This is a genomic window from Amycolatopsis sp. cg13 (assembly GCF_041346965.1).
In the GTDB taxonomy this organism is placed as follows: Bacteria; Actinomycetota; Actinomycetes; order Mycobacteriales; family Pseudonocardiaceae; genus Amycolatopsis.
The window spans coordinates 9,336,400-9,354,664 of record NZ_CP166848.1; the positions used below are offsets into that span (position 1 = coordinate 9,336,400).

General features: G+C 68.1%; 19 protein-coding genes. 8 read left to right on the forward strand and 11 right to left on the reverse strand.

The features are described from left to right. Positions 1-78 precede the first annotated feature (78 nt). Positions 79-669, forward strand: a complete 591-nt coding sequence (locus tag AB5I40_RS43685; protein ID WP_370936050.1) for a TetR family transcriptional regulator — start codon at positions 79-81, stop codon at positions 667-669. A gap of 32 nt (positions 670-701) precedes the next feature. On the opposite strand, the gene AB5I40_RS43690 is transcribed toward AB5I40_RS43685, so the two are convergent. Next, positions 702-1,526, reverse strand: a complete 825-nt coding sequence (locus AB5I40_RS43690) for an SDR family NAD(P)-dependent oxidoreductase (RefSeq protein ID WP_370936051.1) — start codon at positions 1,524-1,526, stop codon at positions 702-704. 69 nt (positions 1,527-1,595) lie between these two features. Here AB5I40_RS43690 and AB5I40_RS43695 point away from each other — a divergent pair, with 69 nt between their 5' ends. The 3 genes from AB5I40_RS43695 to AB5I40_RS43705 are packed head-to-tail and all read left to right on the forward strand — an operon-like array spanning position 1,596 to position 4,130. Further along, positions 1,596-2,366: an SDR family oxidoreductase gene (locus tag AB5I40_RS43695; RefSeq protein WP_370936052.1), complete on the forward strand. Its 771-nt coding sequence runs from the start codon at positions 1,596-1,598 to the stop codon at positions 2,364-2,366. 13 nt (positions 2,367-2,379) lie between these two features. Next, positions 2,380-3,585: an acetyl-CoA C-acetyltransferase gene (locus tag AB5I40_RS43700; RefSeq protein WP_370936053.1), complete on the forward strand. Its 1,206-nt coding sequence runs from the start codon at positions 2,380-2,382 to the stop codon at positions 3,583-3,585. A gap of 59 nt (positions 3,586-3,644) precedes the next feature. Next, positions 3,645-4,130 carry a flavin reductase family protein gene (locus tag AB5I40_RS43705; RefSeq protein ID WP_370936054.1) on the forward strand — a complete coding sequence of 162 codons (486 nt, stop codon included), beginning with the start codon at positions 3,645-3,647 and terminating at the stop codon, positions 4,128-4,130. A gap of 50 nt (positions 4,131-4,180) precedes the next feature. Here AB5I40_RS43705 and AB5I40_RS43710 read toward each other — a convergent pair whose 3' ends face one another. After that, on the reverse strand, positions 4,181-5,749 hold the full coding sequence (locus tag AB5I40_RS43710) for an AMP-binding protein (RefSeq protein ID WP_370936055.1): 1,569 nt from the start codon (positions 5,747-5,749) through the stop codon (positions 4,181-4,183). Between the two features lie 73 nt (positions 5,750-5,822). Here AB5I40_RS43710 and AB5I40_RS43715 point away from each other — a divergent pair, with 73 nt between their 5' ends. Further along, the gene (locus AB5I40_RS43715) at positions 5,823-6,434 is read left to right on the forward strand and encodes a TetR/AcrR family transcriptional regulator (protein ID WP_116202412.1); all 612 of its coding nucleotides are present in this window, start codon (positions 5,823-5,825) and stop codon (positions 6,432-6,434) included. Positions 6,435-6,439: 5 nt separating this feature from the next. Here the strand turns inward: AB5I40_RS43715 and AB5I40_RS43720 are convergent, their stop codons facing one another. Genes AB5I40_RS43720 through AB5I40_RS43750 form a run of 7 tightly spaced genes read right to left on the reverse strand, consistent with a single transcriptional unit; the run spans position 6,440 to position 12,568 of the window. Next, on the reverse strand, positions 6,440-7,210 hold the full coding sequence (locus AB5I40_RS43720) for a CoA-transferase subunit beta (protein ID WP_370936056.1): 771 nt from the start codon (positions 7,208-7,210) through the stop codon (positions 6,440-6,442). Continuing rightward, entirely contained in the window at positions 7,207-8,079 is an 873-nt protein-coding gene (locus AB5I40_RS43725; RefSeq protein ID WP_370936057.1) for a CoA transferase subunit A, read from the reverse strand. The genes AB5I40_RS43720 and AB5I40_RS43725 overlap by 4 nt, the downstream gene beginning before the upstream one ends. Positions 8,080-8,102: 23 nt before the next feature. Beyond that, complete coding sequence (locus tag AB5I40_RS43730; RefSeq protein ID WP_370936058.1) at positions 8,103-8,534, reverse strand: VOC family protein; 432 nt, start codon at positions 8,532-8,534, stop codon at positions 8,103-8,105. Continuing rightward, entirely contained in the window at positions 8,531-9,589 is a 1,059-nt protein-coding gene (locus AB5I40_RS43735) for an acyl-CoA dehydrogenase family protein (RefSeq protein WP_370936059.1), read from the reverse strand. The genes AB5I40_RS43730 and AB5I40_RS43735 overlap by 4 nt, the downstream gene beginning before the upstream one ends. Then, positions 9,589-10,542, reverse strand: a complete 954-nt coding sequence (locus AB5I40_RS43740) for an acyl-CoA dehydrogenase family protein (RefSeq protein WP_370936060.1) — start codon at positions 10,540-10,542, stop codon at positions 9,589-9,591. The genes AB5I40_RS43735 and AB5I40_RS43740 overlap by 1 nt, the downstream gene beginning before the upstream one ends. Next, entirely contained in the window at positions 10,539-11,693 is a 1,155-nt protein-coding gene (locus tag AB5I40_RS43745; protein ID WP_370936061.1) for an acyl-CoA dehydrogenase family protein, read from the reverse strand. The genes AB5I40_RS43740 and AB5I40_RS43745 overlap by 4 nt, the downstream gene beginning before the upstream one ends. Further along, on the reverse strand, positions 11,690-12,568 hold the full coding sequence (locus AB5I40_RS43750) for an enoyl-CoA hydratase (RefSeq protein WP_037812239.1): 879 nt from the start codon (positions 12,566-12,568) through the stop codon (positions 11,690-11,692). The genes AB5I40_RS43745 and AB5I40_RS43750 overlap by 4 nt, the downstream gene beginning before the upstream one ends. 96 nt (positions 12,569-12,664) lie before the next feature. On the opposite strand from AB5I40_RS43750, the gene AB5I40_RS43755 reads away from it, so the two are divergent. Genes AB5I40_RS43755 through AB5I40_RS43765 form a run of 3 tightly spaced genes read left to right on the forward strand, consistent with a single transcriptional unit; the run spans position 12,665 to position 15,806 of the window. Then, positions 12,665-13,843, forward strand: a complete 1,179-nt coding sequence (locus tag AB5I40_RS43755) for an acyl-CoA dehydrogenase family protein (RefSeq protein WP_370936062.1) — start codon at positions 12,665-12,667, stop codon at positions 13,841-13,843. Then, complete coding sequence (locus tag AB5I40_RS43760; RefSeq protein ID WP_370936063.1) at positions 13,840-14,640, forward strand: SDR family oxidoreductase; 801 nt, start codon at positions 13,840-13,842, stop codon at positions 14,638-14,640. Before AB5I40_RS43755 ends, AB5I40_RS43760 begins: the two co-directional genes overlap by 4 nt. A gap of 14 nt (positions 14,641-14,654) precedes the next feature. Beyond that, on the forward strand, positions 14,655-15,806 hold the full coding sequence (locus tag AB5I40_RS43765) for an acetyl-CoA C-acetyltransferase (protein ID WP_370936064.1): 1,152 nt from the start codon (positions 14,655-14,657) through the stop codon (positions 15,804-15,806). Positions 15,807-16,413: 607 nt separating this feature from the next. Here AB5I40_RS43765 and AB5I40_RS43770 read toward each other — a convergent pair. Both AB5I40_RS43770 and AB5I40_RS43775 read right to left on the reverse strand, forming a co-directional pair. Further along, on the reverse strand, positions 16,414-17,472 hold the full coding sequence (locus AB5I40_RS43770; protein ID WP_370936065.1) for an NAD(P)H-dependent flavin oxidoreductase: 1,059 nt from the start codon (positions 17,470-17,472) through the stop codon (positions 16,414-16,416). A 13-nt stretch (positions 17,473-17,485) separates the two neighbouring features. Further along, on the reverse strand, positions 17,486-18,244 hold the full coding sequence (locus tag AB5I40_RS43775; protein ID WP_370936066.1) for an enoyl-CoA hydratase family protein: 759 nt from the start codon (positions 18,242-18,244) through the stop codon (positions 17,486-17,488). Positions 18,245-18,265 lie beyond the last annotated feature (21 nt).

Consider the following 18,265-nt stretch of genomic DNA (forward strand, 5'->3'; position numbering starts at 1 on the left):
GACTGTTCGGTCTATTGCCACGGTAGCCGCCGTGCTCCGATTCGGCAAACAGACTGGTCTGTTGTTATCGTGCCCGGCATGGCCGACAAGCCCCTGACCTCGCGCGGAGCCGCCACCCGGCAGCGCATCCTGGACGTCGCGACCCAGGAGTTCGCCGAGCACGGGATCGCCGGAGCGCGCGTCGAGCGCATCGTGGCCGCCGCCCGCACCAACAAGGCGCAGCTCTACGGCTACTTCGGCAGCAAGGAAGGGCTGTTCGACGCCATTTTCTCCGCCTCGCTGGAGCGGATCATGACCATCGTGCCGATCGACGCCGCCGACCTCGCCGGCTGGGCCGTCCGCCTCTACGACGAGTACCTCCGCCGCCCCGACCTCATCCGGCTGGCCACCTGGGAACGCCTGGAGCGCCGCCCGGCCGGACATCTCGTCGACGACAGCCACCGCCTCGACGACGCCAAACTGCGCGCCATCGCCGACGCGCAAGCCGCGGGCCTCGTCCGGGACGGAGACCCGTTCGACCTGATGGCGATGGTGATCGCGATGTCGATGGCCTGGTCGCCGGTCAGCAACGTTTATGCCGCCAATGATCAGGAAGCTGCGGAATTGCACGAGCAGCGCCGGGCGTTGCTCCGCGAGAGCGTTGAGCGCGTCGTCGCACCGGGGTCGTGAGTGGCGATGACGGTTCTAACCGGGATAAACGCTCACGTCTCCCTCGGGAAGTTCGTAAACCCCTTCCGATTGCTCCGCAAGTACCACCCCGAAGCCGCGAGCGTCCCGCCGTCCACCGGAATCGTGTGGCCGGTGACGTAAGAGGCAGCGTCCGTCGTCAGGAATTCGATCACCTTCGCGTATTCGTCCACGTGCCCGAACCGGCCTAACGGCACCCATGTCTCGATCTTCGACGGATCGTTGTCGCGCAACATCGCGGCAGCAGGTGTCTGCTGGCTGTCCGCGAGGTCCGGCGCGATCGCGTTCACCCGCACGCCGTATCGTCCGACCTCGACGGCAAGGCTCTTCGTGAACGCCGAAACCCCGGCGTTGTAAGCGGAATACACCGCATGCCCGGGAATTCCGCGAAAGGCTTCCACTGTCGAGTTATTCACGATCACGCCTGAGCCCTGCGAGATCAACTGCGGCAGCACCCGGTGCGTGAGCTTGAAGACGTGCAGCAGGTTCAGCTCATGCAACCGCGCCCACTGCTCCGGCGTGCTGTGCAGGAAATCCCGGGACGCGGGCCGGAAATCGCCGACATTGTTGACCAGGACGTCGATCCGGCCGTCGCCCAACCGCAGCGCGGCGGCGGTGACAGCCTCGACTACCTCGTCCGCGACGATGTCGCCGATGACCGTTTCGCACACGCCGCCAGCCTCTTCGATCGCGGCGCGCGTATCGGCGGCGGCAGCGGGATCTATGTCGTTCAGCACGACCAGGTCCCCGCGCCCGGCGAGGCGGCGGCTGGTCGCCCCGCCGATCCCCAGCGCGCCTCCGGTGACGATGCTGACTCGCCGGATTGTCTCGTGTGGCATGGAAAACCTCCTCGTCCTCAACCTAGCATTTGTTTGGTAGGCTGAGCGCTCCCGGCGAGAAGGAGCAGCATGCCTGTCAGCTTCGACCTGACCGATCGCGTCGTCCTCGTCACCGGCGGAGCGCGCGGAGTCGGCGACGGCATCGTGGCGACGTTCCTCGAAGCGGGCGCCGAGGTCGAGATCTGCGGGCGTACCGAACCGGAGAAGCTGCGCGAGGTCGACGGCCGGACGGCGCGGTTTACCCAGGTTGACGTGCGGGAGCCGGACCAGGTCCAGAAGTGGCTGGAAGAGATCGGCGAACGGCACGGACGCCTCGACGTCGTGGTCAACAACGCTGGCGGTGCGCCGTTCGCGCAGTTCGCGGAGGCCTCGCCGCGATTCCACCGCAAGATCAACGACCTCAACTTCCTCGCCGCGGCGTACGTGCTGCACGCGGCGCATCCGATCCTGTGCGAGACGCCCGGGGCGTCGGCGGTGAACGTCACGTCGATCTCGGCGCGGCGGCCCAGCCCGGGCACCGCGATCTACGGCGCGGCGAAGGCGGCGCTGGAGAGTCTCACGACCAGCTTGGCCGTGGAGTGGGCGCCGCGGGTGCGGGTCAACGCGGTCAGTTGCGGATTGGTCGAGACGCCGGGTTCCGAGGACCATTACGGCGATCCGGCGCAGCGCGACGCGGTCGCCCGGACGATCCCGCGCGGACAGTTCGCGTCGCCGGCCGAGGTCGGCCAAGCCTGTCTGCTGCTTGCTTCCCCGCTCGCCAGCCATGTCAGCGGAGCGGTGCTCAATGTGGACGGAGGCGGCGAATGGCCCGCTTTCCTCCAGCACACCCCGAACGCCTGAGGAGGACCTTGCCGTGCCCGAAGCCGTGATCGTCTCCGCCGCCCGCTCGCCGATCGGGCGGGCGTACAAGGGCTCGCTCAAAGACCTGCGGCCGGACGACCTCGCCGCGCAGATGGTCGAAGCCGCGCTGGCGGCGGTCCCGGAGGTCGGCCGGATCGACGACCTGATGCTCGGCTGCGCGCAACCGGCCGGGGAACAGGCGTACAACCTGGGCCGGATGGTCGCGCTGCGGCTCGGCCTCGACGCGGCGCCCGGCACGACTGTGCACCGGTACTGCGCGTCTTCGCTGCAGACCACGCGAATGGCGATGCACGCGATCCGCGCGGGCGAGGGTGATGTGTTCGTGTCCGCGGGCGTCGAGTGCGTTTCGCGGTTCTCCCAAGGCAAAGCCGACGGCATGCCGGACACGAAGAACCCGTTGTACGCCGACGCGATGGCGGTGACGGAGAAGCGCGCAGGCGGCGGTCTGCAGTGGACAGACCCGCGGGAAGACGGTGCGCTGCCGGACGTTTACATCGCGATGGGCGAGACCGCGGAGAACGTTGCTGACCATTGTGGAGTGTCCCGAAAGGACCAGGACGCGTTCGCCGTGCGCAGCCAGAACCTCGCCGAGGCGGCGGGGGAGTTCTGGCAGAAGGACATCACTCCGGTGACTTTGCCGGACGGCACGGTGGTGTCCGCCGACGACGGTCCGCGGGCGGGCGTGACGCTGGAGAAGGTATCTCAACTCAAGCCGGTGTTCCGACCAGACGGGACGGTTACCGCGGCCAACTGCTGTCCGCTGAACGACGGCGCGGCCGCGCTCGTGGTGATGAGCGACGTCCGGGCGCGCGAGCTGGGCATTCAGCCGCTGGCGAGGATCGTCGCCACCGGGGTGTCCGCGTTGAGTCCGGAGATCATGGGGCTGGGCCCGGTCGAGGCGAGCCAGCAGGCGTTGACGCGGGCCGGACTGTCCGTCAAGGACGTCGACCTGGTCGAGATGAACGAAGCCTTCGCCGCGCAAGTGCTGCCGTGCGTCGACCAGCTGGGCCTGGACCTCGACCGCGTCAACGTGCACGGCGGCGCGATCGCGCTGGGCCACCCGTTCGGTTCGACCGGCGCGCGGATGGCGACGACGCTGCTGCACGGCCTCCAGGAGCGGGACGCGACCTTCGGTCTGGAGACGATGTGCGCGGCAGGCGGACAGGGCATGGCGATGGTGTTGGAACGGCTCGCCTGACGGCTCGGACGCGAGACGGTTCGGCGCGCACCGAACCGTCCCGCCGCCAGGATGCGGCCATGGATTCCGTCGTGATCGACCCGCCGGTGCTCTACCCCGGCACCCCCGTCGTCTTGCTGTCCAGCGCGAACGCCGACGGGACGACCAACCTGGCCCCGATGTCGTCGGCGTGGGTGCTCGGCCGCACCGCCGTGCTCGGCTTCGGCAGCACCGGCCACACCTTCGCCAACCTGCGCGACCGGCCGGACTGCGTGCTGAACTACCCGAGTGCCGAACTGTGGCCCGCCGTCGAACGCTTGGCCGGGCTGACCGGCGCTCCCGTCGTGCCGGAGCACAAGGCCGGTCAGTTCCGGACCGAACGGGACAAATTCGGCGCTAACCGTCTCACGCCGCTCCCGGCCGACCTCGTCGCGGTGGACCGGGTCGCGGAATGCCCGCTCCAGGTCGAATGCCGGGTGACTGCCGCGCGCCATCCCGGGGATCCCGCAGTCGGGATTGTCGAGCCGAGCTTGGCCGGACGTTCCGCGCCACGACGGCTTGCGTAGGGGGTCGTGAGTGGCTATGCCGGTTAGAACCGGCATAGCCACTCACGACGTCAGGACAGTTCCCGCTTCACGATCTTCCCGCTGGCGTTCCGCGGCAGTTCCTCGATCGCCACGAACTCGCGCGGCACCTTGAAGTTCGCCAGCCGCTCCCGGCAGTACTCCCGCAGCGCCGCCGAATCCAGCTCGACGCCCGCCCACAGCGTCACGTAAGCGCGGCCCACCGAGCCCATCCGGTCGTCGTCCACGCCGATCACCGCGGCCTCGACGACGTCCGGGTGCGTGCTCAGCACGTTCTCCACCTCGGCCGGGTACACGTTGAACCCGCCGACGGTGAACATGTCCTTCAGCCGCCCGGTGATCTTCACGCAGCCGTGCTCGTCCAGCTGTCCGACGTCGCCGGTGTGCAGCCAGCCGTCGGCGTCGATCGCCGCCGCGGTCGCGGCCGGGTCGTCGAAGTAGCCGAGCATCACGAACTCGCCCCGGATGAGGATCTCGCCGTCGGCGTCGACCGGCACGTCCTTGCCCTCGCTGTCGACCGCGCGGATCTCCAGGCCGGGCACCGCGGGGCCGGTGGTGTGCGCGACGTGCCGCGGATCCTCGTTCGGCCGCGATTGGGTCGCCACGACGCATTCGGTGAGCCCGTACGCCTGCGCGACCTGCTCGAAGCCGAGGATTTCCAGCATGTCCGAGAACAGGTTCTCCGGCACCGAAGCCGCGCCGGCGATCGCGAAGCGCAGCGACGACAGGTCGAATTCGCCGCGCCGAGGGTGGTTGATCAGCGTGGTGAAGATAGTAGGTGCACCGGGCAGCACTGAGATGCCAACTCGCTGGACCAGCTCCATCAACGCGACCGGGTCGAAGGTCAGGACCGGGTAGATGGTCGTGCCAGCGGTGATCGCCGCGACCACCCCGGCCTTGTAGCCGAAGGAGTGAAAGAACGGGTTCACGATCGCGTAGTTGTCCGCGGGAGTGAGCGACGCGCCCTTCGCCCACACGTCCGCGACGCCGATCGTCTGCGCGTGCGTGCTCATCACGCCCTTGGGCACGCCTGTAGTACCCGAGGTGTAGAGAATGTCCGCCACGGTAGAAGGCGTCACCGACGATTCATCGACGGCCGAAACCGATTCCGCCCCGGCGAGGAATTCGTTCCACGGCAACGCAACGCCGTCCGGACCGAGGTCGATCACGGTGTGCAGCCGCGGAAGTCCAGGCACAACACCGGAACCACCGGAACCAGGCCGGGCAGCGGCCTCAGTCAGCATCCCCAGATAGTCATTGCCGAGAAACCCGTTGCACAGCACCAGCACCGAAGCACCGGACCGCTCCAGCACCACCCGGGCTTCCTCGCCGCGGTACCGGGTGTTGATCGGCACCAGCGCCGCGCCGAGGCACTGCGCGCCCAGGAACGTCAGGATGAACTCCACCCGGTTCGGCGACCACACCGCGACCCGGTCGCCGGCACGGACGCCGACCGCGGCCAGCGCGCGGGAAACGGTGCGTACCCGCTCCCGCAATCCGGTCCAGGACAGCTGTGTCGTACCGTCGACCACAGCGGGTGCGTCGCCGTGGCGGCGGGCGGCTTCGTCGAGCAGAGCGGGAATCGTGCGAGGCGTCGACACGCGGGTCTCCTCACTGAACAAGTGCTTGTTCGGTAGCATAGGGGAAAGCAGCGGGCAGGAAGGGATCCATGCGATGACTCCGCGAACCGGCCGGGCTCCGGCGAAAAACGGCGGCACCCGGCGCGGAGAGCTGCTGGGCATCGCCGCGCAGCTGTTCGCGACCCGGGGCTACTCCCAGACCACCGTCCGCGACATCGCCGACGAGGCGGGCATCCTTTCCGGGAGCCTGTACCACCATTTCGCGTCCAAAGAGGACATGCTCCGCGAGATCCTCAAGGAGTTCATGGACGACCTGCTGGCCGCGTTCACCGAGATCGCCGGGAAGGACGGCACGCCGCGCGAGCAGTTCGACGCGCTGGTGTACACCGCCTTCGCCACCATTCACGAGCGGCCGTTCGCGGTGGCGCTCTACCAGAACGAATCGGCCGTCGTCGGCAGTCTCGCGGATTTCGAATTCGTCGGGAAGACGTCGCTGAAGATCGAAAAACTGTGGCTCAGCGTGCTCCAGGCGGGCCGCGAAACCGGCGAATTCCGCGACGACCTCGAGGTGAGCCTGGTGTACCGGTTCATCCGGGACACCGTCTGGTCGTCGGTCCGCTGGTACAACCCGCGCGGAAAGCTCCGCCACGACGTCGTGGCGGAGCAGTACCTCGCGATGCTGTACGGCGGCTTGCTCGCCGGCTGAGCGGTTCAGGGCCGGGACACCTTGACCTCCCGGTCCCGGGCGCCCAACGGATCGAGCACGGTGCGGATCAGGTCCAATTCGTGCTCGTCCGGCTCCCGGGACACCCCGGCCCCGCTGAAGTCCAGCTCGAAGCCGGTGTTCTCACGGACTTCGTCCTCGGTGACGCCTGGGTGCAGCGAACGCACCTTCAGCCGTCCGTCCTCGTCGTAGTCGAGCACGGCCAGGTCGGTCACCACCACGCCGAGGTCGTGGAACCGCAGCGCTGTCGAGGTGTGCGCGCGGGCCCGGTCGTTGCCGACTCCGGACACGATGTCGACCCGGTCCACGAACACCCGGCTCGAGTGTCGGCTCACCCAGTAGTCGGTGCGGTGGTTGACCGTGTTGCCCGGTGCCCCGCGCATGCCGATGAGCTGGCGTTTCGGCTTCCGCCAATCGCCGATCAACGAGATGTTCTGGTTGCCGAACCGGTCGATCTGGCTCGCGCCCATCATCGAATGCCGCCGCCCGGTGTTGAGGATGTCGAAGATCCGGCCGAACGGAGCCCAGGCCTCGACGGTGCCGCCCGCCGCGGCGGTTTTGCCCAGCGGCGGCGGGTCGGCCATGAAGTGGCATTCGCCGTCGGACAGCACCAATTCTGGAGAGTGGGTGAGCCGCGCCAGCCGCGCGCTGATCGCCGGGACCGTGCCGACCGCGTGGGCCAGCACCTCGCCAGAGCCGCGCCACGCGTCGGAGCACGCGGCGATGCAGACCTCGGCGCGGGTCGCGGGGGCACTCATGCGGACTCCTTCTCGGTCGCGCGGTGGAAGGCGCGCACTGCTTCGTGGTAGCTGGCCTCGTCGCCGGTCAGGAAGGTCTCGCGGAACTGCTTCCACGCGACCTCGTCCTGCGCGGACTGCGCGTAATGCCGCTGGAACGCCTCGTCGCGGCCGTAATCCGGGTCGCACGAGGTGAAGTGCGCGCCGTTCGGGGCCTCGATCACGCCGTTCACGAACATCCGGCTGATCAGCAGCGACGTCGACCGCTCGGTGGCGGTGAGGTCCTCGGTGTCCACGATCTTCTCGACGCTCAGCAGCGTCTTCTCCGACGCCATCGCGAACAGGTCGTCGAAGTACGGGTCCGGGCCGAGGAACTGACCGTTGCCGAGGGTGTCGCTGCGGTTGAGGTGCAGCAGCGAGACGTCCGGGCGCACGGCGGGCACCGCGATGTAGACGTCGTCGTCATACGGCGACGCGACGGTCTTCAGCTCCGGGTTCATCAGCAGCACGTCGCTCTCGAGCCCGGAGCGCGTCGGCAGGAACGACAGCCGGTTCGCGCCCGCCCGCAGCGCGGCGACGAACATGCCCTCGTCGTACTCCGTCGTCTCGACCCGGCCGCCCTCGCGCGCGGCGCGGAAATGCGGGTCGAGCGGGATCGTGTCGAGCGAGACGAACCCGTAGATCACCCGGCGCACCTTGCCCGCCGCGCACAGCAGCCCGACCTCGGGCCCGCCGAAGGTGACCAGCGTGAGGTCTTCGACGTCGCTGCGCAGCAGTTCGCGCACCATCGCCATCGGCTTGCGCCGCGACCCCCATCCGCCGATCCCGACGGTCATCCCGGACCGGACGTACTCGGTGACGCCGTCCAGCGTCATGGACTTGCCGCCCATTCGTTCCTCCATCTTTTGCTTGCTCAGGCGGGCAGTTGCACCAGTTCGACGCGGACCCGGTCCGGATCGAGCACGTACACCGCGCGGCAGCCCGCCATCGGATGGCTGGTGACGATCGGCTCGGACACCGCCGCGACCCCGCGTCCGCGCAGCCGCTCCAGCGTCGCGTCCAGGTCGTCGACGGTGATCGCGACGTGCGCCGCGCCCGCTTGCCCGTGGTCCGGGTCGATCCGCGTCGGCGACCCGTTTTCGTACTGCAGCAGCTCGACCACCGTGTCGCCGTCATCCGCCGACACGAAGCTTTGGCGCACGATCACGCCCGGATATCCGGTGACCTCGTCGATCCGCGGACCGCTGCGCTCGAACGGGCCTTCGACGCTGCCGCCGAGCAGATCGCGGTAGAACTCGGTCGACGCGGCGAGGTCGTGCACGGTGATTCCGACGTGGTGGATCATGCGCCGCTCCGGAGCCGCGCCCGGTGTCCGCGGGCGTCGCCGAAGAGGTGCGCCAGCGCGTGTGCTCGTTTGAAGTACAGCTGCGCGTCGTGCTCCCAGGTGATCGCGATTCCGCCGTGCAGCTGGACGGTTTCTGCTGCTACCGCGGTGAAAGCTTCGCTGCACCAGGATTTCGCGTACGCCGCCTGCTGGACGAGATCCTCTCCGTTGCTGGCCGCGAACCCGGCTGCCCACGAGATCGAGCGGGCGGTTTCGACTTGCACCAGCATGTCGGCGACTCGGTGTTTCAGCGCTTGGAACGAGCCGAGCGGGCGGCCGAACTGTTCTCGTTCTTTGAGATAGGAGACGGTTCGGTCCAAACAGGACTGTGCGCCGCCGACTTGCAAGGCGGTGCAAGCGATCGCGGCGATGGCGTGCAGCCGGGGGAGCGCTTCGGTGAAGTCCTCCGCGAGCAACGTCGCCGGGGTGTCGCGGAATTCGACCTGGGCGAACCTGAGTGTTTGGTCGACGGCTGGGGTTGCCTCGGCCGTCGCGGAGGTTTGGAACAGCGCTGGACGTCCGTCCGCCATCGCGACCGCCAGCAGGTGCGACGCCTGAGCGCCGTCCAGTACCAAAGTCGCGGTGCCGTTCAGGGTTCCGTCCGAAGCGACCACGTCTGATCCGTCGGTTCGATGCCGTCCGGCACGGTCCGCCCAAGCCAGCGCGACGACCTCGCCCGCCGCGATCTCGGGGAGCAACTCTGTTGCGTCGGCAGCCAGTAATGCTTGCGCGGCAAGCACTCCCGACCCCAGCAGCGGCGACGGCGTCAGGCTCGCGCCCAGCTCCTCAAGCACGACGTGCGTTTCGAACAGGCTGAACCCGGCCCCGCCGTACTCCTCGGGAATGGCCAGCGCCGCGACGCCGATCTGCTCGCACAACGCGGACCACAGTTCGGTGTCGTATCCGGTCGGCGAGTCGATCGCCGCCCGCAGATCGGTCTTCGCGGCCCGTCGCTGGACCAGCCCGCGGACGGCGGCGGCGAGTTCCCGCTGCTCGTCGGTCAGCGCGAAGTGCATCAGCGGCCCCTCATCAGGCTCTCCAGCACCCGCGCGCGGTGCACGGACGGCGTGCCCCAGCAGCCCACGAGCGCCCGGACGCGCAACAGCCACAGGCTCAGATCGCATTCGAGCGTGTAGCCGATCGCGCCGTGCAGCTGCAGTCCGGTGCGCGCGGCGAGCTGGGCCGCGTCCGACGTCGCGACCTTCGCCGCCGAGATCGCCCGGGCACTGGGCTCGCGGGCCGCGCCGAGCAGCAGGGGCCGGGCGAAGTCGAGTGCCACGCGGACGTCTGCGGCTGCGTGCTTGAGCGCTTGGTACTCGCCGATCACGCGGCCGAACTGGCGTCGCTGGCCGAGATAGGCGACGGTGTCGGCCAGCATTCGCTCGCCGCAGCCGAGCAGTTCCGCCGCGCAGGCGAGGCTGGCGAGGTCGAGCGCTTCTGCGCGCTTCTCCGGCACCAGTGGCTGAGCGTCGGCACCAGCGGTGACCTCGAACAGATGCCGGGAGGGGTCAACCGACTGCAGCGCGCGGCCGATTTCCGCCCGTGCCAGCGCATCGCCGACCACGAACACGTCCGTCGCGACATCCGCATCCAGCGCGTACGGAGTGTCCGGCGCGCTCGCGAAGGTCACCACCGCATCCCCGGCGGCCAAAGCGGACAGTAACGAACCGTCGGTGAGCAGCGCGGGTGCGGCGGCGATGGACTCGATCACCGGACCCGGCACCCCGTGGTACCCGAGGCGTTCGAAGGCCACGATCAGATCGACCGGGGTCCCGCCGACGCCGCCGTGTTCTTCGGGCACGCCGAGCGCGGTGACGCCCAGTTCTGCCAGCTGCTTCCACAACTTCAGCCCGGATTCCGGCCGCTTGGCCGCCCAGGACCGGTTGACGCCGGGGACGTCGGCCGCGCCCAGCAGGGCGTCCAGCGCTTCGGCGAACGCGCGCTGTTCGGCGGACAGCCGGAACTTCATGCTTGTGCCTTCCTGCGGTCGCCGCGGGGGAGGCCGAGCAGCCGTTCCGCGACGATGTTGCGCTGGATTTCGTTGGTGCCGGCGTAGATCGGGCCGCCGAGGGCGAACAGGTAGTCCTCCATCCAGCGCCCGAGCAGTTCCTGGTCCGGGCCGAGCAGGTCGAGCGCCGCTTCCTGGATGCCGAGGTCGAGCCCGGTCCAGAAGAGCTTGTTGACGCTGCCCGCCGCGCCGACGTCGCCGCCGTTCTGCACGTGGTCGACGGTGTCCCAGGTGTAGAGCCGGTAGGACTCGGCCTTGATCCAGGCGTCGGCCACCCGGTCGCGCAGGTGCGGGGCTTCGGCGCCGCGCTCGGCCCAGAGGCCCAGCAGCCGGTCTGCCGCCGCGAGGAATCGGCCCGGCGAACGCAGCGACAGGCCGCGTTCGTTGCCCGCCGTGCTCATCGCGACGCGCCAGCCGTCGCCGACGCCGCCGAGGACGTCCTGATCAGGCACGAAGACGTCGTCGAAGAAGATCTCGGCGAACCCGCTGTCGCCGTCGAGCTGCGCGATCGGCCGGACGGTGACGCCGTCGGAGGCGAGCGGGAACAGGAAGTACGTGAGGCCGCGGTGCCGTTCGGCTTCCGGGTCGGAGCGGAAGAGGCCGAAACCCCAGTCGGCGAACGGGGCGCGGGAGCTCCAGATCTTCTGTCCGTTGAGGACCCATCCGCCGCGTTCGTCGTCGCGGACGGCGGTGCTGCGGATCCCGGCGAGGTCGCTGCCCGCCTCCGGCTCGGACCAGGCCTGCGCCCAGATCCGGGTGCCGTTGGCGGTCAACGGAAGGTGCCGCTGGCGCTGGTCGTCGGTGCCGTGCTCGAAGATGATCGGGGCCAGCAGCGAGATGCCGTTCTGCGCGATCCGGGTCGGCGCGCCGCTGAGGTAGTACTCCTCCTCGAACAGCACCCACTCGGTCAGCGTCGCGTCGCGGCCGCCGTATTCGGCCGGCCAAGTGACCACGGACCACCGGCCCTCGGCCAGCTTCGCTTCCCACTCGCGGTGCGCGCGGGCGCCGTCTTCGGTGTCCATCGACGGCAGCGGACCGGGGCTGTTTTCCTTCAGCCAGCCGCGCGCCTCCGCCCGGAACTCTTCTTCCGCGGCGGTGAATTCCGGGCTCATGACTCTCCCGCGGCCTTCTTGTTGGCCTTCGCCATCGACCGCGCGTCGAGCCCGGCGAGCGAATCGGTGTCCAGCTCGGCGTTGTGCGCGTGCGCGGCATGGTGCAGGCCGAACACCGAGTCCATTCCGGACCGCATGCCCATCAGGTCTTCCGCCTGGTTGACGGCCTTCTTCGTGAGCGCCAGGCCCAGTTGCGGCATCTGCGCGATCCGCTCGGCGATCGCGAACGTCGCCTCTTCGAGCTCGGCGCGCGGCACGACGTGGTTGACCATGCCGAGCGCCTGCGCGCGGTCCGCGCCGAACCGGTCGCCGGTGTAGAGGAACTCCTTCGCCGCGCGCGGATTCATCACCCACGGATGCGCGAAGTACTCGACGCCCGGGATGCCCATCCGCACGACCGGGTCGGAGAAGAATGCGTCATCGGAGGCCACGATGAAGTCGCACGACCACGCGAGCATCAGCCCGCCCGCGATGCACGCGCCCTGCACCATCGCGATCACCGGCTTCGGGATCTCCCGCCAGCGCCGGCACATGCCGAGGTAGACCTCCGACTCGCGGGCGAAGCGCGAATCGACGCCCGCGCGGTCGGTGTGGTCCCACCAGATGACCGCTTTGCGCTCGAAACTCTGGTCGATGTCGCGGCCGGGGGTGCCGATGTCGTGCCCGGCGCAGAAGTGCTTGCCGTTGCCCGCCAGCACGATCGCCTTGACGTCCGGGTCGTCCACCGCCTTCGTGAACGCGGCGTCCAGCGCGTAGGTCATCTTCGAGTTCTGGGCGTTGCGGTACTGCGGCCGGTTCAGCGTGACGACCGCGACCGGACCGCGCACCTCGTACGTCACGACCTGCTCGTCGGTGCTTTCTTCGGTTCCGCTCAACGCGCATCACTCCTTCTCGGTTCGGCGGCGATGCTACCAAACAAGTGCTTGGTTTGGTAGCGTGGCGGGACCGGCACCGGCGGACCAGGAGGACGGGTGGATCTTCGCTACACCCCCGAGGACGAGCAGTTCCGCGCCGAAGTGCGCGAGTGGCTCGGCGACCACCTCACCGGCGACTTCGCCGCGTTGAAGGGCCTCGGCGGATCCGGGCGCGAGCACGAAGCGCCGGAGGAGCGTCAGGCGTGGAACCAGCACCTGGCGGCGCACGGCTGGACCTGCCTCGGCTGGCCGGTGGAGTACGGCGGGCGCGGGCTGAGTCTGTTGCAGCAGGTGATCTTCCATGAGGAGTACGCGCGGTCGGATGCGCCTGCCCGGGTCAACCACCTCGGCGAGGAGCTGCTCGGGCCGACGTTGATCGCACACGGCACCGACGAGCAGCGGCGGCGGTTCCTGCCGGGGATCGTCGGGGTCACTGAGCTGTGGTGCCAGGGCTATTCCGAGCCTGGCGCGGGGTCTGATCTAGCTGGGGTGCGCACGCGAGCGCGGCTGGACGGCGGCGAGTGGGTGATCGACGGGCAGAAGATCTGGACGTCGCTCGCTCAGCACGCACAGTGGTGCTTCGCGGTGGTGCGGACTGAGGCCGGTTCGCGGCGGCATGCCGGGTTGTCGTATCTGCTGGTGCCGATGGATCAGCCCGGGGTCGAGGTGCGGCCGATTCGGCAGCTGACCGGGACCAGTGAGTTCAACGAGGTCTTCTTTGACGGGGCGCGGACCTCGGAGTCCCTTGTGGTGGGCGCGCCCGGGGACGGGTGGCGGATCGCGATGGCGACGCTCGGGTTCGAGCGTGGGGTGTCGACTATCGGGCAGCAGGTCGGATTCGCTCGGGAGCTGGCTGGTGTCGTCGCCACCGCGCGCGCGAACGGGCGTTATGACGATCCGGTGGTGCGGGATCGGTTGGCGCAGGCTTCGGTGGGCCTCGAGGTGTTGCGGGTGCATGCGTTGCGGACGTTGAGCGCGTACGAGGCCGGGTCGCAAGGGCCGGAGGCTTCGGTGTCGAAGCTGTTGTGGGCTCGGTGGCATCGGGAGCTCGGGGAGCTGGCGATGGACGTCCGCGGGGGATCCGCGTTGACCGCGACTGGCTCTTATGATCTTGACGCGCAACAGACGCTTTTCTTGTTCAGCCGGGCCGACACGATTTACGGCGGTTCGGACGAAATTCAGCGAAACATTATTGCCGAGCGGGTGCTTGGCCTGCCTAAGGAGCCGCGACCGTGAGTGTCAAACCGGAACAGCCCGCGCCGGATTACGTGCCGGGGCACGGGTTGCTTGCCGAGCGCGTGGTCGTGGTGACTGCGGCCGCTGGTGCGGGCATCGGTGCTGCTGTTGCCCGGCGGTGCCTGGAGGAAGGTGCTCGGGCGGTCGTCATCGGGGACACGCATGAGCGGCGGCTTGGCGAGGCGGCTTCGAAGTTGGGGGCGGAGTTCGGTGCTGAGCGGGTTGTTTCGGTGGTGTGCGATGTGACCAAGGAGGAGCAGGTCGCTGCTCTGCTCGATGCTGCTGAGCCGTTCGGCGGGGTTGAGGTGATGGTCAACAATGCCGGGCTCGGGGGCACGGCTTCGATCACCGAGATGACTGACGAGCAGTGGTCGTTGGTGCTCGACGTGACTTTGACCGGGACTTTCCGGTGCATTCGGGCGGCTTCCCGGCGGATGATCGCTTCCGGTACTCGCGGGGTGATCGTCAACAACGCTTCGGTGATCGGCTGGCGGGCGCAGGAGGGGCAGGCGCATTACGCGGCGGCTAAGGCTGGGGTGATGGCGTTGACCCGGTCTGCGGCCATGGACCTGGCTCCTTCCGGGATTCGGGTCAACGCGGTGTCGCCGAGTCTGGCGATGCATCCGTTCCTGGAGAAGGTCACCAGTGCTGAACTGTTGACCGAGTTGAAGGGGCGCGAGGCGTTCGGCCGGGCTGCTGAGCCTTGGGAAGTCGCCAATGTGATGGTGTTTCTCGCCAGTGCTTATTCGTCTTATCTCACCGGTGAGGTGGTTTCGGTGAGCAGTCAGCATCCCTGATCCAGGAGGATTTCGTGCCAGAGGCATATGTGGTCGACGCGGTTCGCACGCCGGTCGGCCGTCGTGGTGGTTCGCTCGCCGGGATGCATTCGGCTGACCTTGGGGCGCATGCGATTCGTGCGCTGGTGCAGCGGACTGGGATCGATCCTGGGGCTGTTGACGATGTCGTGTTCGGGTGTTGCGACACGATTGGGTCGCAGGCTGGGGATGTCGCTCGGACTGCCTGGCTGGTGGCTGGGTTGCCGGATCATGTGCCTGGGGTGACTATCGATCGGCAGTGCGGGTCCAGCCAGCAGGCTGTGCATTTCGCGGCTCAGGGAGTGATGTCTGGGACTGCGGATTTGATCGTGGCCGGGGGAGTACAGAATATGTCTGCTATTCCGATTTCTTCGGCGATGGTCGTGGGGCAGCAGTTCGGGTTTAGCACGCCCTTCGCGGAGTCGGCTGGGTGGGTGGCTCGGTATGGGCATCAGGAGGTTTCGCAGTTTCGGTCGGCGCGGATGATCGCGGAGAAGTGGGGGCTTTCCCGGTCCTCTCTTGAGGAGTTCGCTCTGGAGAGCCATCGCCGCGCCTCGGCCGCGATCGATGCTGGTCGGTTTGCGCGGGAGATTTCGCCGGTGGGCGAGTTTTCGGTGGATGAGGGGCCGCGGCGGGATACTACTTTGGAGAAGATGGCTGGGCTCAAGCCGTTGGAGGAGGGCAGCCCGATCACGGCTGCGGTGGCTTCGCAGATCAGTGACGGGGCGGGGGCTTTGCTGATCGCCTCCGAACGGGCGGTGGCGGAGCATGGGCTGACGCCGCGGGCTCGGGTGCATCACATCAGTGTTTATGGGGCGGATCCGGTGTGGATGTTGACTGCGCCTATCCCGGCTACCCAGCGGGCGTTGGAGAAGACCGGGCTGTCCGTGGCCGACATTGACTTGTTCGAGTGCAATGAAGCCTTCGCGCCGGTGGTTTTGGCTTGGATGCAGGAGATCGGGGTGCCGCATTCGAAGGTCAACGTCAATGGCGGCGGGATCGCGTTGGGGCATCCGATTGGGGCTACTGGGGCTCGGTTGATGACTACGTTGCTGCATGAGCTGGAGCGGAGTGGCGGGCGGTATGGGCTGCAGGTGATGTGTGAGGGTGGCGGGCAGGCGAATGTGACTGTTCTCGAGCGTCTTTAGGCTGCGGTTTCGCTGTGCGCGGCTTGTGCGGTTCGGGCACCCCGAAGCTTGATTGTGACTACGGCGCGGGGGTGCTTGTCAAGGCGGGAAAGATGCCTTGACAAGCACCCCCGCGCCGTGTTTTAGCTTCGTATCGGGGTGCGGGGGGTGTGGGTGCCTTAGTCGGGTGCATCGGCTGCGGTTCGTTAGGGGCGGGGGCTAGCGCCCCAATGTGGCGTTGGGTGCATGTTTCGCAACGAATGCCACATTGGGTGCGTGGGATGCACCGAATGCCACATTGGGGCGCGCATCGCGGCGGCGAGGGGGTGGGCTGTGAAGGACTCCTTGAGGGAATCAGATTCCCTCAAGGAGCCCCTCGCAGACTTGAAGAAACGATCATCCTGGCATTAATCGGGCATTTCACCGAACCGAGCGTCCTTTATGGATGGTCGGCAGGCTGAGGCCGCCCGGCTTAAGTCCCTGGCATTGGAATCTAAGTCCGTGAAGGGGCCCCTCATGACCAACGGCTGTCCGTGCGGGGGTGAGCGGCCTGCGCGGCGCGCGGCGGGTCGTGAGGGGAACCCTGAGGGAATCAGAGTTCCTCAGGGTTCCCCTCACGTACTTCGGCTCAGTCCAGCAGCGCGGAGGTGGCCTTCAGTCGTTCCTGTGCGCTCTCCACAATCCGAGTCACCAGTTCCGCGCAGCTCGGCAGGTCCTCGATCACCCCGACCACCTGCCCGGCCGCCAGCATCCCGGCGCGCGTGTCGCCTTCCACCAAGCCGGCCTTGAGCAGCATGGGGGTGTTCGCGGCAAGCATCGTCTGCGTCCACGAACGGTCGCTGCCGCGTTTCATGCGCAGGCCGTCGGCGACCAAGCTCGGCCAGGATTGCCCGCTCAACCGCTTGAAATCCTTGGTCCGGCGCAGGGTTCGGGCCATTCGCTGGACGAAGCCTTCCTTCGTGAGGCCCTCGATGAACGGCGTGCGCAGCAGGCGGTGCGGCATGCCGTCGGCCTTGGTGGTGACGACGGTGCCGTCCAGGCCGAAGCCCAGGTACGTGCGCTTGATTTCGTCCGGAACCGCGCTGTCGCTGGTGAGCAGGAAGCGCGTGCCCATGCCGATGCCAGCAGCGCCGTAGGACAGCGCGGCGGCTAGGCCGCGGCCGTCGAAGAAGCCTCCGGCGGCGACTACTGGGATATCAACTGCGTCCAGTACGGATGGCAGCAGCAGGGTGGTGGCCGTCGGGCCGGTGTGGCCGCCGCCTTCGCCGCCTTGCATCATTACCAGGTCTGCGCCCCACGAGGCGACCTTCTCGGCGTGGCGGGCGGCGCCGACGGTGGGCATGACGACCAGGCCGTGGTCCTTCAACCGGGCGATCAGGTCTTTTTTTGGGGCCAGGGCGAAAGATGCCACTTTGACGCCGTGCTGTATCAGCAGTTCCGCGCGTTCGGTGGCGTCGCCCGCGTCGGCGCGCAGGTTGACGCCGAAGGGTTTGTCCGTGCGCTGTTTGACTTCTTTGATGGCGTGGTCGAGCTCGTCGTAGGTCATCGTCGCGGAGGCGAGGATGCCCAGTGCGCCGGCGTTGGCGGTCGCGGACACCAGGCGCGGGCCGGCGACCCAGCCCATGCCGGTTTGCACGATCGGGTGGGTTACGCCGGTCAGCTCGGTGAGCGGGGTGCGGAGAGGCACGGGTCTCCTCGAGTCAGTCGTTCGTCGGGCGGCCGGTGGCGACGAAGGCGTCACGGTGTTCGTCGGCGGCTCCGATGAGGTTGAGTTCGAAGGTGTAGCCCTGTTCGAAACGGTAGCTGCGGTTGACGTCGATCGGGTCGATGCCGTTCAGCGCGGATTTCGCGGCCCGGATGACGCGCGGGTCCTTCGCGGCCACCTCGGCGGCCAGGGCGAGTGCGGCGTCGTGCAGGTCGGCGGCTGGCACGGTTTCCAATACCGAACCGTGCTGTACCAGGTCTTTCGCCGCGATAGTGCGGCTGGTGAAGTACAGCGTGCGCATTAGGTGCTGCGGGACCAGGCGGGCGAGGTGGGTCGCTGCGCCCAGAGCACCGCGGTCTACCTCGGGGACGCCGAAGTACGCGTCGTCGGCGGCGATGATCGTGTCGCAGTTGCCGACCAGTCCGACGCCGCCGCCGAGGCAGAAGCCGTTCACCGCGGCGATCACCGGCACGGCGCATTCGTAGATCGCCTTGAATGCCAGGTAACAGCCGCGGTTCGCGCCGACGAGGGCGTCGAAACCGGTGGTGCGCTGCATTTCCTTGATGTCGACGCCGGCGTTGAAGCCGCGGCCCTCGGCGCGGAGCAGGACGACGTGCACCGCCGGGTCCTCGCCCGCCTCCCGCACGGTTTCGGCGAGGCGGAACCATCCGGCGACCGGCAGGGCGTTCACCGGCGGGTAGTCCATGGTGACCACGAAGGTGCCGTTGTCGTGGAGCTGCGTGGAAATCGTCACGTGCGTTCCTAACCTAGCGAT